The organism is Streptomyces sp. NBC_00988, from assembly GCF_045162645.1.
Classification (GTDB): Bacteria; Actinomycetota; Actinomycetes; order Streptomycetales; family Streptomycetaceae; genus Streptomyces.
Map to the genome: position 1 here is coordinate 9126225 of NZ_CP108730.1, position 15041 is coordinate 9141265.

At 69.5% G+C, this 15041-nt stretch carries 13 protein-coding genes; 12 read left to right on the plus strand and 1 reads right to left on the minus strand.

Features of this window, described 5'->3' with window-relative positions; genetic code table 11:
• Positions 1 to 11 precede the first annotated feature (11 nt).
• The 7 genes from OG496_RS41420 (at position 12) to OG496_RS41450 (ending at position 7253) form a co-directional block, all read left to right on the plus strand.
• Complete coding sequence (locus tag OG496_RS41420; RefSeq protein WP_405976814.1) at positions 12 to 869, plus strand: ABC transporter permease; 858 nt, start codon at positions 12 to 14, stop codon at positions 867 to 869.
• 152 nt (positions 870 to 1021) lie between these two features.
• Positions 1022 to 2131, plus strand: a complete 1110-nt coding sequence (locus tag OG496_RS41425) for an ABC transporter substrate-binding protein (protein ID WP_405974510.1) — start codon at positions 1022 to 1024, stop codon at positions 2129 to 2131.
• A gap of 40 nt (positions 2132 to 2171) precedes the next feature.
• Positions 2172 to 3233 carry an LLM class flavin-dependent oxidoreductase gene (locus OG496_RS41430; protein ID WP_405974511.1) on the plus strand — a complete coding sequence of 354 codons (1062 nt, stop codon included), beginning with the start codon at positions 2172 to 2174 and terminating at the stop codon, positions 3231 to 3233.
• Positions 3233 to 3892 (plus strand): cysteine hydrolase family protein, encoded by a 660-nt coding sequence (locus OG496_RS41435; RefSeq protein WP_405974512.1) that lies wholly within the window; start codon positions 3233 to 3235, stop codon positions 3890 to 3892. Before OG496_RS41430 ends, OG496_RS41435 begins: the two co-directional genes overlap by 1 nt.
• Complete coding sequence (locus tag OG496_RS41440; RefSeq protein ID WP_405974513.1) at positions 3889 to 5223, plus strand: NtaA/DmoA family FMN-dependent monooxygenase; 1335 nt, start codon at positions 3889 to 3891, stop codon at positions 5221 to 5223. Before OG496_RS41435 ends, OG496_RS41440 begins: the two co-directional genes overlap by 4 nt.
• A gap of 64 nt (positions 5224 to 5287) precedes the next feature.
• On the plus strand, positions 5288 to 6676 hold the full coding sequence (locus OG496_RS41445; RefSeq protein ID WP_405974514.1) for an MFS transporter: 1389 nt from the start codon (positions 5288 to 5290) through the stop codon (positions 6674 to 6676).
• 46 nt (positions 6677 to 6722) lie between these two features.
• A complete protein-coding gene (locus tag OG496_RS41450) occupies positions 6723 to 7253 on the plus strand; it encodes a flavin reductase family protein (protein WP_405974515.1) in 531 nt (176 codons plus the stop codon).
• Between the two features lie 12 nt (positions 7254 to 7265).
• Here the strand turns inward: OG496_RS41450 and OG496_RS41455 are convergent, their stop codons facing one another.
• Positions 7266 to 8150 (minus strand): DUF2236 domain-containing protein, encoded by an 885-nt coding sequence (locus OG496_RS41455; protein ID WP_405974516.1) that lies wholly within the window; start codon positions 8148 to 8150, stop codon positions 7266 to 7268.
• Between the two features lie 193 nt (positions 8151 to 8343).
• Here OG496_RS41455 and OG496_RS41460 point away from each other — a divergent pair, with 193 nt between their 5' ends.
• The 5 genes from OG496_RS41460 to OG496_RS41480 all read left to right on the plus strand — a co-directional run bounded on the left by OG496_RS41460 (position 8344) and on the right by OG496_RS41480 (position 14866).
• Complete coding sequence (locus OG496_RS41460) at positions 8344 to 8988, plus strand: methyltransferase family protein (RefSeq protein ID WP_405974517.1); 645 nt, start codon at positions 8344 to 8346, stop codon at positions 8986 to 8988.
• A 471-nt stretch (positions 8989 to 9459) separates the two neighbouring features.
• Positions 9460 to 11049, plus strand: a complete 1590-nt coding sequence (locus tag OG496_RS41465) for an NAD(P)-binding domain-containing protein (protein WP_405974518.1) — start codon at positions 9460 to 9462, stop codon at positions 11047 to 11049.
• A 5-nt stretch (positions 11050 to 11054) separates the two neighbouring features.
• A complete protein-coding gene (locus OG496_RS41470) occupies positions 11055 to 12188 on the plus strand; it encodes an alpha-hydroxy acid oxidase (protein WP_405974519.1) in 1134 nt (377 codons plus the stop codon).
• Complete coding sequence (locus tag OG496_RS41475; RefSeq protein WP_405974520.1) at positions 12185 to 13570, plus strand: cytochrome P450; 1386 nt, start codon at positions 12185 to 12187, stop codon at positions 13568 to 13570. Before OG496_RS41470 ends, OG496_RS41475 begins: the two co-directional genes overlap by 4 nt.
• Before the next feature lie 12 nt (positions 13571 to 13582).
• Positions 13583 to 14866: a cation:proton antiporter gene (locus OG496_RS41480; RefSeq protein WP_405974521.1), complete on the plus strand. Its 1284-nt coding sequence runs from the start codon at positions 13583 to 13585 to the stop codon at positions 14864 to 14866.
• Positions 14867 to 15041: the final 175 nt, after the last annotated feature.

The window sequence follows — 15041 nt, forward strand, 5'->3', positions numbered from 1 at the left end:
GCGTGAAGGACATGACCGTAGCCGACGAACGCACCACCGCTCCGGTGGCGAAGACACCGCCGCCCGTCGAACCGTCCCGGTTCAGCCTGAAGCACCCGAGGTCGCGGATCGCGTGGATCCGGCCGACCGTATGGCTGCCGCTTGTCGTGATGCTGGTGCTGCTTGCCGGGCTCTGGCACTGGGGAGCCGAACGACTTCCCTATCTGCTACCGCCGTTGTCCGATGTCGGTAGTTCGCTGTCCGATGAACTCGGCTACTACGTCCACAACGCCCTTGTCACCCTTGGCGAGGCTACGGCCGGGCTGGGGATGGGGTTCGTCGGCGCGTTCGTCCTCGCGGTCCTGACCAGTGAACTCCCGCTGGTGCGGCGGGCGGTGATGCCGATCGCTGTTGTGCTCAACGTCACGCCGTTGGTTGCCATCGCGCCGGCTCTTGTCGTGGCTTTCGGGTTCGGGGCGATGCCCAAGCTGATCATCACCGGGCTGATCTGTTTCTTTCCGATTCTCATCAACACGGCTACGGGGTTGCGGTCCGTTCCGCAGCAGGTGCTGCAGGTGTATCGGACGATGGATGCGAGCCGGGTCGAGTTGTTGTGGCACGTGCGCGTTCCCAATGCCCTGCCGTATCTCTTTGCCGCGCTGCGGATCGTCTTTCCGCTGTCGATCATCGGGGCGGTGGTTGCGGAGATGTCGGCGTCCGGGTCCACCGGGGGTCTTGGAACCGCGATCAGTGTGGCCTCCTCCATGAATCAACTCCCTGTTGTTTACGCCTCGATCCTCGTGCTTGCGGTGATGGGCGTGCTGCTGTTGCTCGCCGTGACCGTCGTCGAGCGTCGCGTGCTGCATTGGCACGACAGCAGCCAGGACTAAGCGCCGACAGGAACGTCACCGACAGGAACGTCATATACCTGCGGGCCGGTGGGGGCTGGTCGCGCCCGCGCGGCGGAGCCGCATATCGATACAGCCCCGCGCCCCTTTCGGGGCGCTCAACTCACCGGAATTCAGCCAGTTTGGAGTCACCCATGTCTCGCTATCGCCTCACCAGATCTACCCTCGTCGCCGCCGTGTTGGTGCTCGGAGTCGCCGGATGTGGTTCCGGCTCGGACGACAGCACCTCCGCCGGCTCGGCAGGTTCCGCTATCTCCGCGAAGCGGTGTGCCGAGAACAAAGCCGCCGGGAAGATCACGTATCTCTCCGGCTACCAGTTCCAGTCCTCGGTCTCGATCCTCGAATACATCGCCGCCGCCAAGTTGGGGTATTTCAAGGATCTCTGCCTCACCGTCGGTCTCAAGCCCGGTACCGGGGACACCGCGCAGAACACCAAGTTGCTCGCCAGTGGACAGGCGACGATGTCCGCGATCTCCGAGCAGGACCTGATCCAGGCGCAGGCCAACGGGATTGACATCAAGGGGATTTCCTCGTACTCGAATGCCGGGCTCGACATTCTGATGACGAACAAGGACATCACCGATCTGACCCAGCTGGACGGGAAGGTCGTCGGGCACAAGGGGTATGTCCCCGCCGCTGTCGAGGCGATGCTGGTCAAGGCCGGTGTGAAGTGGGACTCGCTCAAGCTGGTCAAGGAGGGGTACGACCCTTCTGTGCTGCCGCGTAAGCAGGGTGGTCTTGAGGCGCTCACCGGGTTCGTCTCCAACGAGCCGAATCAGCTGAAGGCGGCCGGCAAGGACGTCACCGTGTGGAAGCCGGTCGACTACAAGATTCCGAGTTCGATCGGGGCGATGGCCGTCAACCCGGCCTTCGCCAAGGCGCATCCGCACGCCGTCGAGGACGTGCTGCGAGCCGCGCTGCACGCGTACGAGTACTGCTCCGCCAGCGAGGCGCACATCAGCGAATGCGTCGGCTACGCGGCCAAGTTGTCCGGCCCGACCTACGACAAGAAGCTGAACGCGACGATCTGGAAGACCGAGACGCAGGTCGTCAAGGAGAACCCGACGCCCGGACAGCCGCTGGGCGGTGTCGACCCCGACAACGTCGCCCAACTCGTCGCCATGCTGCACCAGTTCAAGATCGTGCCGGGCAGTGTGACCGCCGCCAAGGCCACGGGCTGGTTCGACACGTCCTTCGTCAAGGACATCTACAGCGGCGACAAGCTCGTCTGGCCCGCGCCGTAAGAACGCAAGAGACCCGCAGAGCCGTAGAAAGGTCCGTGACGTGCCCGCGAAAGAGTATGGAATCTTCCTTCCCATCGGGAACGGCGGCTGGATGCTCTCCACCACCGCGCCGCATCCCGAGGCGACCTACGCGTACAACAAGCGTGCCGCCGTGCACGCGGAGAGCATCGGGCTCGACTTCGTGATGTCGATGGCCAAGTGGCGTGGTTTCGGCGGGAGTACGGACCACTGGGGCCGTTCGCTGGAGTCGATGACGATGATGGCGGCGCTCGCCGAGGCGACCAGCCGGGTCAAGATCTGGGCGACCCTGCACGCCAACATCCACAACCCCGCCGTCGCGGCGAAGATGCTCACCACCCTCCAGGACATTTCCGGAGGTCGCGCCGGGATGAACATCGTGAACGGCTCGTACGCGGGGGAGTTCGAGCAATTCGGGGACTGGGACCCGGAGTTGAGCCACGAGGACCGCTATCGGATGACCGAGCTGTGGACGGAGGCGGTCACGCGGTTGTGGACCGAGGACTCGGTCACCCTGCGCACCCCGTACTTCGACCTCGTCGACTGCGAGTCCCGCCCGCATCCGGCGACCCGGCCGACCCTCATCAGCGCGGGGCGGTCCGAGGACGCGCGCCGGTTCCAGGCGCGGTACGCCGACGGCGCCTTTCTCGCCGCCGACAGTCTCGACGACATGCGGTCGCTCTCGGCCGACGTGCATGCGCGGGCGAAGGCCAACGGCCGTGTCTGCAAGACGTATTCGATGCTCACCGTCGTCCAGGACGACACCGACGAGCTGGCCGTCAAAAAGGTGAGGGAGTGGGGCGTCGGCGTCGACCGTGAGGCGCTCGCCCATATGCGGCACACCTGGGGCGTGCCCGCGGACCAGGCCCGCGCGTGGGCCGACGGCGCCAATGGGGAGGCGGCCTTCCAGACGCCGTACGTCGCCGGGTCGGCCCGGACGGTCACCGAGCACATCGAGTACATCGTGCGGGAGGCCGACCTCGACGGACTCATGCTGATCTTCCCGGAGTACGACGAGGACATGCTGCTGTTCGGCGAGACCGTGCTGCCCGAGCTGCGCGCCCGGGACGAGGTGGCGGCCTGATGTCCGACCTGCGGGACAGACAACTCGCCCAGCTCACCGGGCCGTTCAGCAGGCCGGCGCTCGTCGTGGTCGACGTACAACGTGACTTCGCCGACCCGGAGCGGCTGGGGGCGTACGGCCTGACGGACACGGCGCTGGCGGCCCTCGACCGGACGGTCACCCGTATCGCCGAGCTCGTCGACGCCGCGCGTGCCACCGAAGTGCCGGTCGTCTGGGTCGAGTTGGGCAGCGACCCGGCGCGACCGTGGCGGTCGAGCAACTGGCTGCGCGAGGGTGACTACGACGCGCCCATGAGCCCGGACGAGCCGTGCCGGGTCGGGACGCCGGGCGCCGAGTGGTATCAAATGCAGCCGGAGGAAGGGGAGTTGCGGGTCGTCAAGCGCGGCTACAGCGGCTTCCTCGGCACCGATCTCGACGCGCGGCTGCGCGCCGCCGGCCACGACTGGCTCACCGTCGTCGGCCTGACGAGCGAGTGCTGCGTGTACGCCACCGCCCAGGACGCCGTCCAACTCGACTGGCCCGTCGTCGTACCGCAGGACACGACGACCGCCTACGACCACCACGTCAACGCGGCAGCCCTGTTCCAACTCGGCCTGAACGTGGCCGTGTTGACCGACGCCGACGAAGTGGCCGAGCTGTGGAAGAAGGCCGCGCGATGACCGGAATGCACATCGGCTACGACCTCTCGTTCACCCACACCGAAGGCGCCTGGGCCCGACAGGGCTCCTGGATCGGGCGGGACTTCCCGGACGTCCGCATGTTCATGGAGCTGGCGCAGACCGCCGAACGCGCGGGCGTGGGCCTGCTGTTCTTCGGCGACGGCAGCGGCATCCCCAGCACCTGGCGGGGCAGCATCGCACCGGCCGTGGAGTGGGGCATCCAGTGGCCGCGCCACGACATGGCGCCGGTGATCGCCGCGATGTCCACGGTGACGGAGAAGGTCGGCTTCGGGCTGACGTACTCCTCGACGTTCATGCATCCCTTCTACGTGGCACGGCTGTTGAACTCGCTCGACCATGTGACCGGCGGCCGGATCGCCTTCAACGTGGTCGCCTCCACACGCGGTGCCGACGCGGCCAACTACGGGTTCGCCGAGCTGATGGACCACGACCTGCGCTACGAGCGGATGGAGGAATTCGTCGACGTCTGCCGGGCGTTGTGGGACTCCGTCGCGCCGGACGCCATCGTCCGCGACCGGAGCACGGGCCGGTTCGCGGACCCCGAGAAGGTGCACCCCATCGACCACGAGGGGCGCTTCTTCACCGTCAAGGGCCCGCTCGCGTCCGTACCCGGTCCGCAGTACCACCCGCTCATCGTCCAGGCGGGCAACTCGCCCCGGGGCATTGCCGCTTCGGCCCGGTTCGCCGATCTCGTCTTCGGGTTCGGCGGCAACCTCGCCGGCCAGCAGCGTCACCGCAAACTGCTCGACGAGGCGCTCCTCGCCGAGGGCCGGGACCCGGACCACGTCGGCATCCTCTGGGCGACCCAGGTGATCGTCGGCCGCACGAAGGCCGAGGCGTCGGCGCGCTGCGAGGCGGTGCACGAGTTCTGGAACGAGGAGGCCGTCGCCACCTACCTTTCGCACAACGCCGGCTACGACTTCTCGACGCTTCCGGCCTCCTTCCAACTGGGGGAGCTGCGTGACGAGTTGGCGGCGGCCAACGCGAGTCCCGCGGGGATCGTCGGCTCGCTCGTCACGGAGTTCGGCGCGGACCACACCATGAGCCGTAGCGAGTTCTTCGCGCACGGACGGGGGCGGGCGACGGGCCTGGACCACAGCGTCGTCGGCGACCCGGCCGCCGTGGCCGACGCGTTGGAGGAGACCTTCGCCGCGACCGGATCGCGCGGCGGCTTCATGTTCTCCAGCCCGCTGGCCATGCCCTCCGGCTTCGCCGGGATCAGCGAACTGCTGCTGCCCGAACTGCGCCGCCGGGGTGCGCTCGCGCCGCCGTACCAGGGGCCGACTCTCCGCGAGAACCTGGCAGTTTGAGATGCCCGCGGTGAGTGCGGGTGCGGGTGCGATTGGGGGTGGGGGTAGGGACGGGGGCGCGGGCGTGCGGCGCGACTGGCTCGCGCTCGGCAGTCTCTGCACGGGGTTCTTCATGCTCCTGCTGGACAGCACGATCACCTCGGTCGCGCTGCCGTCCCTGATCAGCGGGCTGCGCGCCGACGAGGCCGCCGCGATGTGGGTCAACAGCGGCTATCTCATCGCGTATGCGGTGCCGTTGGTCGTCGCGGGGCGGCTGGGGGACCGGTACGGCCATCGGCGCGTCCACCTGGTCGGCCTTGCGGCCTTCACGCTCGGCTCGCTGCTGTGCGCGACGTCCGCCTCCATCACGGCACTTGTCGCATGGCGGGTGGTGCAGGGCATCGGGGCAGCGCTGATGACACCGCAGTGCCTGACCCTCATCAAGGCGCTGTTCCGGCCGCCGCGGCTCGCCGTCGCGCTCGGGGTCTGGGGTGCGGTCGGTGGAGCGGCGGTGGCTGTCGGGCCGTTGCTGGGCGGTTTCCTTGTCGCCGCCGGGGGCTGGCCCGCGGTGTTCTGGGTCAACGTTCCGGTCGGTGTCGGGGCGTTGGTGGCCGTGGCCGTGTTCGTGCCGGTCCTGCCGCGGCAGGAGGCACGCATCCCGGTGTGGGCGATCTGCGCGAACGCGAGCGGTGTCGGTGCGCTGGTGATCGGCATCCAGGGCACGGACGCGGGAAGTGGTGAAGTGCTGGGCGTGCCAAGGTGGTTGCTCGTCGTTGTCGGTGTGCTGGTGGTCGCGGGCGTGGTGTGGTTCCAGCGCCGGGACGGTCAACGTGCCCTGGTGCCGATCGAGTTGTTGCGCAGCCGGGGGTTCGTCGTCGCGGCCTGGGCCGGTGCCGCGGCGGCCTTCTGTTCCGGGTCGGCGATGATCCCGCTGATGCTGTACCTCCAGCGGGAGCGCGGGCTCGATGCCGGCGCGGCCGCCCTCACCCTCGTACCGATGGGCGTGGTCTGCCTGTTGGGGGCGCCGGTGTCGGCCCGGCTCAACAACGGGATCGGGTCCCGCGCGGTCGCCGTCATCGGTTCCGGCGCCCTCGTCCTGTCCATCGGGACGTCGGCGGTGCTCGTCGCGACGGACGCCCCGATCTCCGCCCTGACCGCCACCTTCGCGGTGTACGGGGTCGCCAACTCCTTTGTCTGGTCGCCCCTTTCCATCGCGGCGGTGACCTCGGTCGGCCCGGACGAGGTCGGGGCGGCGTCCGGAACCTTCAACGCCATGAAGCAACTCGGCGCGGTGCTGGGCAGCGCGGTGTGCGCGGTCCTGCTGGCCGGGCACGGCTACGCGACGACGCTCGGCGGGCTCGCGGCGGTCGGAGTGCTCTGCCTCCTGGCGTGCGCACTCCTGCGAACCGAGCCTCCCGGCAACGGACCCCTCACGGTGTCCGCCGCGCCACAACTACCCACAGGAGTCGCGTGATGAAGCCTGACAAGACGTCATGAGGCCCGATGCGGACGGGGGTTGCATGATGACGGCAATCGAAGGCATGGCAGGCCTGGAGAATCTGGACGGCATCACCTCGGATCCCGGGGAGATCACGAGGGCGTTCTCCGGGTTCCCGTCGGGCGTCGCGGCGCTCTCCGCGCGCGTCCACGGCGAACCGACCGTCATGATCGTCTCGTCGTTCGCGGTCGGCGTCTCCCACAACCCGCCCATGGTCTCCTTCGCGGCCCAACACACCTCTACGACCTGGCCGTTGCTGTCCCGCGCGCAGGCCATCGGAATCTCCGTCCTGGGCGAGGGCCACAGCGACAAGGCCCGCCAACTCGGCTCCCGCAGCAAGGCGGCCCGCTTCACCGACCTGCGCACCGTGGAGGCGGAATCCGGGGCGATCTTCCTCGACGGGGCACCGGTGTGGCTGGAGTGCACCGTCGAGCACAGTTATCCGGCCGGCGACCACGACATCATCGTGCTGCGGGTGCTCGCGATGAGGTCCGACGACGAGAGGAACCCGTTGGTGTGGCATCGAAGGACCCTGAAGATGCTGGGTAGTTGAGGCGCCTCACCCTCAGGAGGTGCTCGCGGCGGACGGCCCGCGCCGGGTCCGCCGGAGCCGCTCGGGAAGCGGCCTGCGGTAGTCGGGCAGCAGACGCTGGGCGAGGAACGCGGACTTCAGGAAGGCGCGGACGGCGCGCTCGCGGCGAGGGGAGAGCCAGCCGATCCGATGGAGCCGGCAGACCCGCTCGCCGGCGAGATACCGGGTCAGGTCCCTGCCGAACGCCCGTAAGGGGGTGGGGAACCAGTACTCGGCGAAGAACTCCATCATCGCGCTCGCCACCCGGTGGCCGGACTCCGTCTCCTCGTACGGCCGGGATTCAAACTTCAGGGCGAACTCGGTCATCGCGTCCCAGTCCTCGGGGAAGGCATCGTCGGCCAGCGGGCCGGACTCGCGCTCCAGGAGGCGGAAGAGCGTCCGCGCCCAGCGATGCCAGGCGGTCTTCATGGCCTCGCTCGTACCGGGCAGGCCCAGCGAGGTCTGCAGACGGTCGGCGGACGTGGCCAGCAGGACCAGGGGATAGACGAAGTCGTCGACGTCGTCGAAGTTGCCCGGCAAGTGCGGTGTCGCACGGGCGATGGCCAGGTGGATGCGGTTGAGCCGCTCGGCGGCCTCGCGGCCCGCCGCGCTGGACAACCCGTCCACCATCCAGGCCATCAGGAACTCGTTGCCGTCCTCGAAACGCCGCCGGGGCCGGCTCTCCAGCTTCCCGGTGTGCGCGAGGGTGGCGGATCCGAAGCCCGGCTGCATCATGCGCATGGTACCCGGATAGACCATCATCGCCAGCGCGAACTCGGGGACGCGGTGGCCGACGTAGAGCGAGATCATGCGCTCCCAGTCGGTGTCCGGGTCCATCCGGGCCAGTTCGCGGTCGACCCACTTGTAGCCACGGCGCACGGTCGGTTCCCCCTCGTGGACTTTCAGAAGGGGGACGCTGCGACAGGGCTGACCGATGCCACGATCCGTCGTGATCTGGGTCACTTCAACCGTGAGTCATGGCGTGAGCCATGGGTCTCCACCCGAGGGTGGAGCCGCTGAATCAGCCCGTGGGTGGTGGTGATCGAGGCAGGTCGGGGCGCAGCCTTGTGCCATGGGCTCACTACATTCCGCACTCGTCGCTCTCACCGGCATCTGTGTCGCGATCTTCGTCGTGGCCTGGATCGCGGGCGCCGTCTACTTCGGCGTGAAGGGCGAGGCCGGGTCGCACGGCTGGGCGCGAGGCCTGCGCCGCACCCTGCCGCAGCGGGCTCTGCTGATCGCGGGCTGCTGCGCGTTCTCCCTGCTGGTCAACCACACCCCGGACTCCTTCTGGCGCCACCTCCAGTACTGGCAGCCCGAACTCGCGATCCTGGGCGCCCTGCTCGCCGTGGCCTCCACCGCGCTGCTGCTGTGGGCCCGCTGGGTACTGGGCGTCATGTGGGCCAGCATCCCGCTGGTCCACGAACACCACGAGCTGCGCACCGACGGCCCTTACCGAATAGTGCGGCACCCCATCTACACCGGGCTCCTGGGTCTGGTCCTCGGCGGGATGCTGGCCTGCGGCTTCGGTGTATGGATCGTGTTCCTGGCCGTCGCCGTGCCGTGGCTGCTGCGCCGGGTGCGCATAGAGGACGGGATGATGGCCGACCGGTTCGGTGCGTCCTACGACGCCTACCGCGCCCGCGTTCCGGCACTCATCCCGTGGACCCGGCCCGCTCCGGTCGTACCCAGGGCCGTCGACAGTCAGCAGGGGTAGTTCGGGTCGGTCGTGTGGTTGTCATCGGCGTCAATTTCCGCCCCAAGAGCGGAAGTTGACGCGGTCACCTGTCGGATTGCTGTCATCCCGGTGCCACTGTTGCCCATGTCCACAGCTCGTCACTAACGTGCGCATGGAGATTTCAAAGGGAAATCTGATGGAGGGTCTGCAATGCCCCTGCCAGAACGCCCGGCCACGTTGTCCCCGGCCCTCACGGCGACCGCTCCCGAATCGCTCTGTCCGCCGACGAGGCGCGACCATTCCGGCTGACCGGCTGACCGGCTGACCGGCCATCGATGACGCGTCCGTGGGCCGTGCCTCCTGGCACACGAACGACACCTCGCAGGAACAGCGCCCGGCCAAGACGCGTCGTCACGCGACGGCGGCCGTCCTTCCTCACCCCTCATCCCTCACCTGTCACCCCCCACCCTCCTCCAGGCATGTCCCCGCCCGGAGCAGAAGGAGAGTTCAGTGAACTCCACGCACAGTGAGCGTCTGGATTACCTCGTGGTCGGTGCCGGTCCCGCCGGGCTCCAGCTCGGGCAGTTACTCCAGGCGGCCGGGCACGAATACCGGATCCTGGAGAGCGGTCACGCTCCCGGCACGTTCTTCGGCACCTTCCCCCGCCACCGCAAGCTGATCTCCATCAACAAGGTGTACAACGGCACCGACGATCCCGAGCTGAACCTCCGGATGGACTGGAACTCCCTGCTGTCCCCGGACCCGCACCTGCTCTTCAGCCGTTACAGCAAGCGCTATTTCCCGCACGCCGACGACCTGGTGCGCTATCTCGCCGACTTCGCCGAGACGTTCAAGCTGGACATCGCCCACGACACCCGGGCGGAGCGGATCCGGCGCGACGAGGACGGCTTCGCCGTCACCGATCAGCACGGTCACGAACACCGCGCCCGTCGGCTGATCATGGCCACCGGACTCACCCGGCCCAACACCCCCGACATCCCCGGCATCGAGACGGCCGAGGACTACTCCGTCGTCTCCGTGGACCCCGAGGACTTCATCGACCGGCGCGTCCTGATCATCGGCAAGGGCAACTCCGCCCTGGAGACCGCTGACAACCTTGTCGAGACGGCCGCTGTCATCCATGTCGCCGGCCCGCACTCGGTCCGCATGGCCTGGAACAGCCACTACGTCGGCCATCTCCGCGCGGTCAACAACAACTTCCTCGACACCTACCAACTCAAGTCCCAGAACGCCCTGTTGGACGGAAACGTGCTCTCCGTCGAGAAGGACCCCGACGGCATGTACCGCGTCCGCTTCAGCTTCTCCCGGGCCGACGAGGTCGTGAAGGAACTGCGCTACGACCGGGTGATCGTCTGCACCGGATTCCGCTTCGACGCCTCGGTGTTCGACCCGGCGTGCAGCCCCGCCCTGGTCATCGACGACCGGTTCGCCGCCCTCTCCCCGGCATACGAGTCGGTGAACGTGCCCGGCCTCTACTTCGCCGGAACGCTCATGCAGCAGCGCGACTTCAAGAAGTCCACCGGCGGCTTCATCCACGGCTTCCGGTACGCCGTACGCGCCCTGAGCCGCATCCTCGGCGAACGCCATCACGAACAGCCCTGGCCCCACCGGCACTTGGAGAGTGACCCGGCCGCGCTGGCGGACGCCGTGGTGGCCCGGGTCAACCGCAGTTCGGCACTGTGGCAGCAGTTCGGCGTCATCGGGGACCTGATCGTCACACCACCCGGCGAACCGGCCAGGTACCACGAGGAGGTGCCGGTCGCGTACGCCCACGAACGCCAACTCCCCGACAGCGGCGACTACTTCACCGTCACCCTGGAGTACGGCCCCGACCACGACAAGGTCGACCCCTTCGACATCACCGTGCGCCGCACCGCGCAGAACTCGGTGGACGACGCCTTCGACGCGGCGTACCTCCACCCGGTGATCCGCCACCACGGCGGCGGTGAACTTCTCGGCACCCACCACATGGCTGAGAACCTGGAGAACCACTGGGACCACCCGGAGGTCCACCACGCCCCGCTGGCCGCGTTCTTCGCCCGCGAGCAGGCCCGCCGACCGAGCCCCGCCGGGCGGTGAGCGGCATGCGGTACACCGTCCGCGACTTCGAGACCGCGGCGCGCGCCGAACTGGACCCCGTGTACGCCGACTTCATCGCCGGCGGGGCACGTGACGAGATCACCGTACGGGCCAACGAGGCGGCGTTCGGGCGGCTGCAGCTGCTGCCCCGGGTGCTGCGGGGGAGTGCCGAACGGGAGTTGGGCATCAGCCTGCTCGGCAGCCGGGCGAGTCTGCCGGTCCTGATCTCTCCGACCGCCTTCCACAAACTGGTCGACCCGGAGGGGGAGTTGGCGACCGCCCGGGCCGCTGCGGCCGCCGGCGCGATCATGATCGTAGCGATGGCATCCACGGTGGCGGTGGGCGAGATCGCCGACGCGGCCCGCGCGGCCGGCGACGACGGGTCGCTGTGGTTCCAGCTCTACATCCAGCCCGACCTGGACATCACCGAGACGCTGGTGCAGCGGGCCACCGACGCGGGGTGCACCGCGCTCGTGGTCACCGTGGACTCCCCGGTGCTGGGCGCGGGCGAGCGCAACCGGCGCAACGGCTTCCACGACCTGCCGCCGGGCCTGCGCTGCGAGAACCTGGTGGACCTGCGCGACGGCGAGCGCGGCCACGTACGCCAGATCGCGATGTCCCCGGAGCTGAACTGGGAGCACGTCGACTGGCTGCGCGGCATCACTTCCCTGCCCATCCTGCTCAAGGGGGTCCTGCACCCCGAGGACGCCCGGCTCGCCGTCCGGCACGGCGTCGACGGACTGTTGCTGTCGAACCACGGCGGCCGCCAACTCGACACCGTCCCCGCCACGGTGGAGCTGCTGCCGGAGATCCTGGCCGCGGTCGAGGGCCGCATCCCCGTCGTGCTGGACGGAGGCGTCCGGCGCGGCACCGACGCCGTCAAGGCGCTGGCGCTCGGCGCGTCCGCGGTGGGCATCGGCCGGCCCGTGATGTGGGCGCTGGCCGAGGGCGGCGAGAAGGGCGTACGGCGCCTCCTCGAACTGCTGCGGGACGAACTCGACGACACCCTGGCCCTGTGCGGGTCGTCCGCACTCGCCGACCTGACACCCGACCTGGTTCGGATGCCCGCCTGGGGCCCTGTCCCTGGTCCCGCCGTGACGCCGGGGGCGGACCGACGATTCGGCGGGGTGGTCGCGTGAGCCCCACCGGTTGGCTCGTTCTGGGTCTGGCCGTGGCCCTGGCGGCCGGTCTGCCGTACTGGCTGCCCAGGACCGTGATCGCGCTGCGGGTGCGGATCTTCGCCCGGGTGGGCGGCGAGGAAGGGGTTCGGGCTCCGGGCAAGGAGGTGCCCGCCGAGGAGTTCAAGAGGGTGTACGGGCATCCGGCGGCCAACGGCCGCAGCCGGGGCGCCGCACTCTCCGACCTGTTCTGGTACTGGCTGTCGCCGGGCCCGGAGGTGCACCAGGAGCACCTGGAGCAGGGACCGCGCTACGACGACGTGGCCCGGACCACCCGGCAGATCCTGGCCGGGCTGTCCCGCGAGCGGTGGACGGAGCTGGTCGGCCGCTGCACCCGCCGGGTGCTCGACGAACTCGACGGCCACGCGCGCGTGCACCGGGTCAGACTGCGCGACCTGATGATGCCCGTCTGGGCCGAGGTCTACTACGAGGTGGTCTTCCGCGCACCCTGTCCGAGGCACGTCCGGGACCTGATCACCGCGAACGCGGACGACGTGGTCAGCGCCCTGAAGTGCACCGGCCTGCGCCACATGGACCGCCGGGCCCGCCTCACCGCCCACCTGCGGGACCGGCTCGCGCACGACCCGCCGCCCGTGCCGCTGCCGTCCACGCTCACCGCGCGGGAGCAGGCGTACTACCTGCAGGGCACGTTCTTCAACACCGCGGTCGTGCAGATGTCGGAGGCGATGGCCCATCTGCTGCTGGCCCTCGCCACCCACCGGCCGGTCCAGGACCGCCTGGCGTCCGGAGAGGAGGGCCCCGACTTCCTGGACGGGGTGATCAACGAGACGCTGCAGCACTTCCCGCTCTTCGGAGTGGCCCACCGGATCACCTCGGGGGAGATCCCCCTGGACGGGCGCGACCCCATCCCGGCCGGTTCGGTCCTGCTGTTCAACTACCCCGAGTACCAGGGGTCCGGCGGCGACCCGTTCGACCCGGACCGGTGGATGGACCCGGACACCAGGCCCTCGGCCTTCATCCCGTTCGGGGTGACCGCCAACCGGCCCTGCCCGGCGCGCGGTTTCGCCGTCCTCACCATGAGGGTCGCCGCCGAAGAGGTGCTGCGCCGCTTCCGGCTGGACTCCTCGGTGGAGCACACCCGGTCCCTGCCCAGCCGCGGTCCCTGCCTGCTCGTCGCGCGCACCGGGGCCGAGGGCGCCCGGCTGCGGACCCGGCTCGCGGTGATGCGCCTCGCCGACAGCTGGGAGGGCGTCCGGCGCAGCCTGGTCCAGCTCGTCCTCGGCAGCTACATGGTGTGGGACGCCCGGCGCCAGGGGCTGTGCCGGAACTATTTCGCCGCCTCGTCCGGCGGCTCCGCCACCTCTGTCCCAGCCGGCCGTTGAGAGGACGAGACCATGACTCCCGTGGAGCTCGCTCCCGTCTTCTTCCTGGCCGTCGTCGTGATTCTCCTGACCTGCCGATTGGTCGTCCTGCTGGCCGGCCGTTTCGGCCAGCCGCCCGTGGTCGGCGAGATGATCGCCGGGGTACTGCTGGGCCCCTCCCTGTTCGGGCTGGTCGCCCCGGGGGTCTCCGCCCACGTCTTCCCGCCCGAGCTGAAGCCGGTGCTGTACGTGGCCGGCCAGATCGGTCTGGTGGCCCTGATGTTCGGTGCCGGTTACGAGTTCCGGGCGCACGCGGGACGCGGCCTGGCCGGCACTGCCGTCGCCGTCTCCTCGGCCGGGGTGGGGATCCCGCTGGTCCTGGGCGTGGGTCTGACCCTCGTGGCCCACGGCCATGTCGGCATCTTCGTCGACGGGGTCTCGGTCTGGGTGACGGCGGCGTTCGTCGGCGTCGCGCTGGCGATCACCGCGTTCCCGATGCTGGCCCGGATCATCACCGAACGCGGGCTGGCCGGCTCGCGGTTCGGCTCACTAGCCCTGGCCTCCGGGGCCACGGACGACGCCGTGGCCTGGATCATGCTGGCGGGTGTGCTGAGCGTGGCCTCGGGCAAGGTGCGGCCCATTCTGGAGGCCGTCGGCGGCACCCTGCTGTTCGCCGCCGTACTGCTCCTGCTGGGGCGCCGTCTGCTGGCCTGGATCGTGAACCGCCCGGGCCTCGGCGACGACACCCGCCTTCTCTTCACGGTCGCCCTGCTGTTCTGCGCGGCTTGGTTCACGGACATCAGCGGCCTGTACTCCGTGTTCGGGGCGTTCTGCGTGGGGATGGCCATGCCGCGAGGCGAGGCGTCCGAACGGCTGGTGCGGACCACCCAGTCCGTGACCCAGGTGGTGTTCGTGCCGATGTTCTTCACCTACTCCGGACTGAACACCCGGTTCGACGTCTTCTCCGACCCGCCCGTGCTGCTGTTCGGGGCGGCCGCGGTCGTCCTCGCCGTGGCCGGAAAGTTCGGTGGCTGTTGGGCCGCCGCCCGGCTGCGCGGCGAACCCGGCCCGGTGGCCGTCCGGGTCGGCGCCCTGATGAACGCCCGCGGTCTCATGCAGCTGATCGCGCTCAACATCGGGCTGTCGGCCGGCATCGTCAGCGAGGAGCTGTTCACCGCGCTCGTCCTTGTCGCCCTGGTCACCACGGTCATGACGGTTCCGGTGCTGAACCGGCTGGACCGCCGCGACGCCAGGTCCCGGGCAACGGAGGAGGCACCTGAGGGCGACGAGGAGGAGGTGGCGGCGGCGCCGGGTTGAGCGGGCGCCCGCGGGGTGACGGACGGCGCGGCGCATCGGGTACGTGTTCGGCGCCGAGCCCGTCACGACGTGCGCGGCGCCGAAGCATTCGATGATCGCGCGGCGCCGAAGGGGCGTCGGCCGCCCGGCCGTCGCCCCGGCCGGGCAGGCCGCCGACACGGCCGTACGCCTTCCG

Bases quoted from the DNA above. Each gene is read 5' to 3' on its own strand.
- OG496_RS41440 (WP_405974513.1), top strand. From the start codon at position 3,889: ATGACCGGAATGCACATCGGCTACGACCTCTCGTTCACCCACACCGAA.
- OG496_RS41470 (WP_405974519.1), top strand. From the start codon at position 11,055: ATGCGGTACACCGTCCGCGACTTCGAGACCGCGGCGCGCGCCGAACTG.
- OG496_RS41480 (WP_405974521.1), top strand. From the start codon at position 13,583: ATGACTCCCGTGGAGCTCGCTCCCGTCTTCTTCCTGGCCGTCGTCGTG.
- OG496_RS41460 (WP_405974517.1), top strand. From the start codon at position 8,344: ATGGGCTCACTACATTCCGCACTCGTCGCTCTCACCGGCATCTGTGTC.
- OG496_RS41450 (WP_405974515.1), top strand. From the start codon at position 6,723: ATGATGACGGCAATCGAAGGCATGGCAGGCCTGGAGAATCTGGACGGC.
- OG496_RS41435 (WP_405974512.1), top strand. From the start codon at position 3,233: ATGTCCGACCTGCGGGACAGACAACTCGCCCAGCTCACCGGGCCGTTC.
- OG496_RS41425 (WP_405974510.1), top strand. From the start codon at position 1,022: ATGTCTCGCTATCGCCTCACCAGATCTACCCTCGTCGCCGCCGTGTTG.
- OG496_RS41420 (WP_405976814.1), top strand. From the start codon at position 12: ATGACCGTAGCCGACGAACGCACCACCGCTCCGGTGGCGAAGACACCG.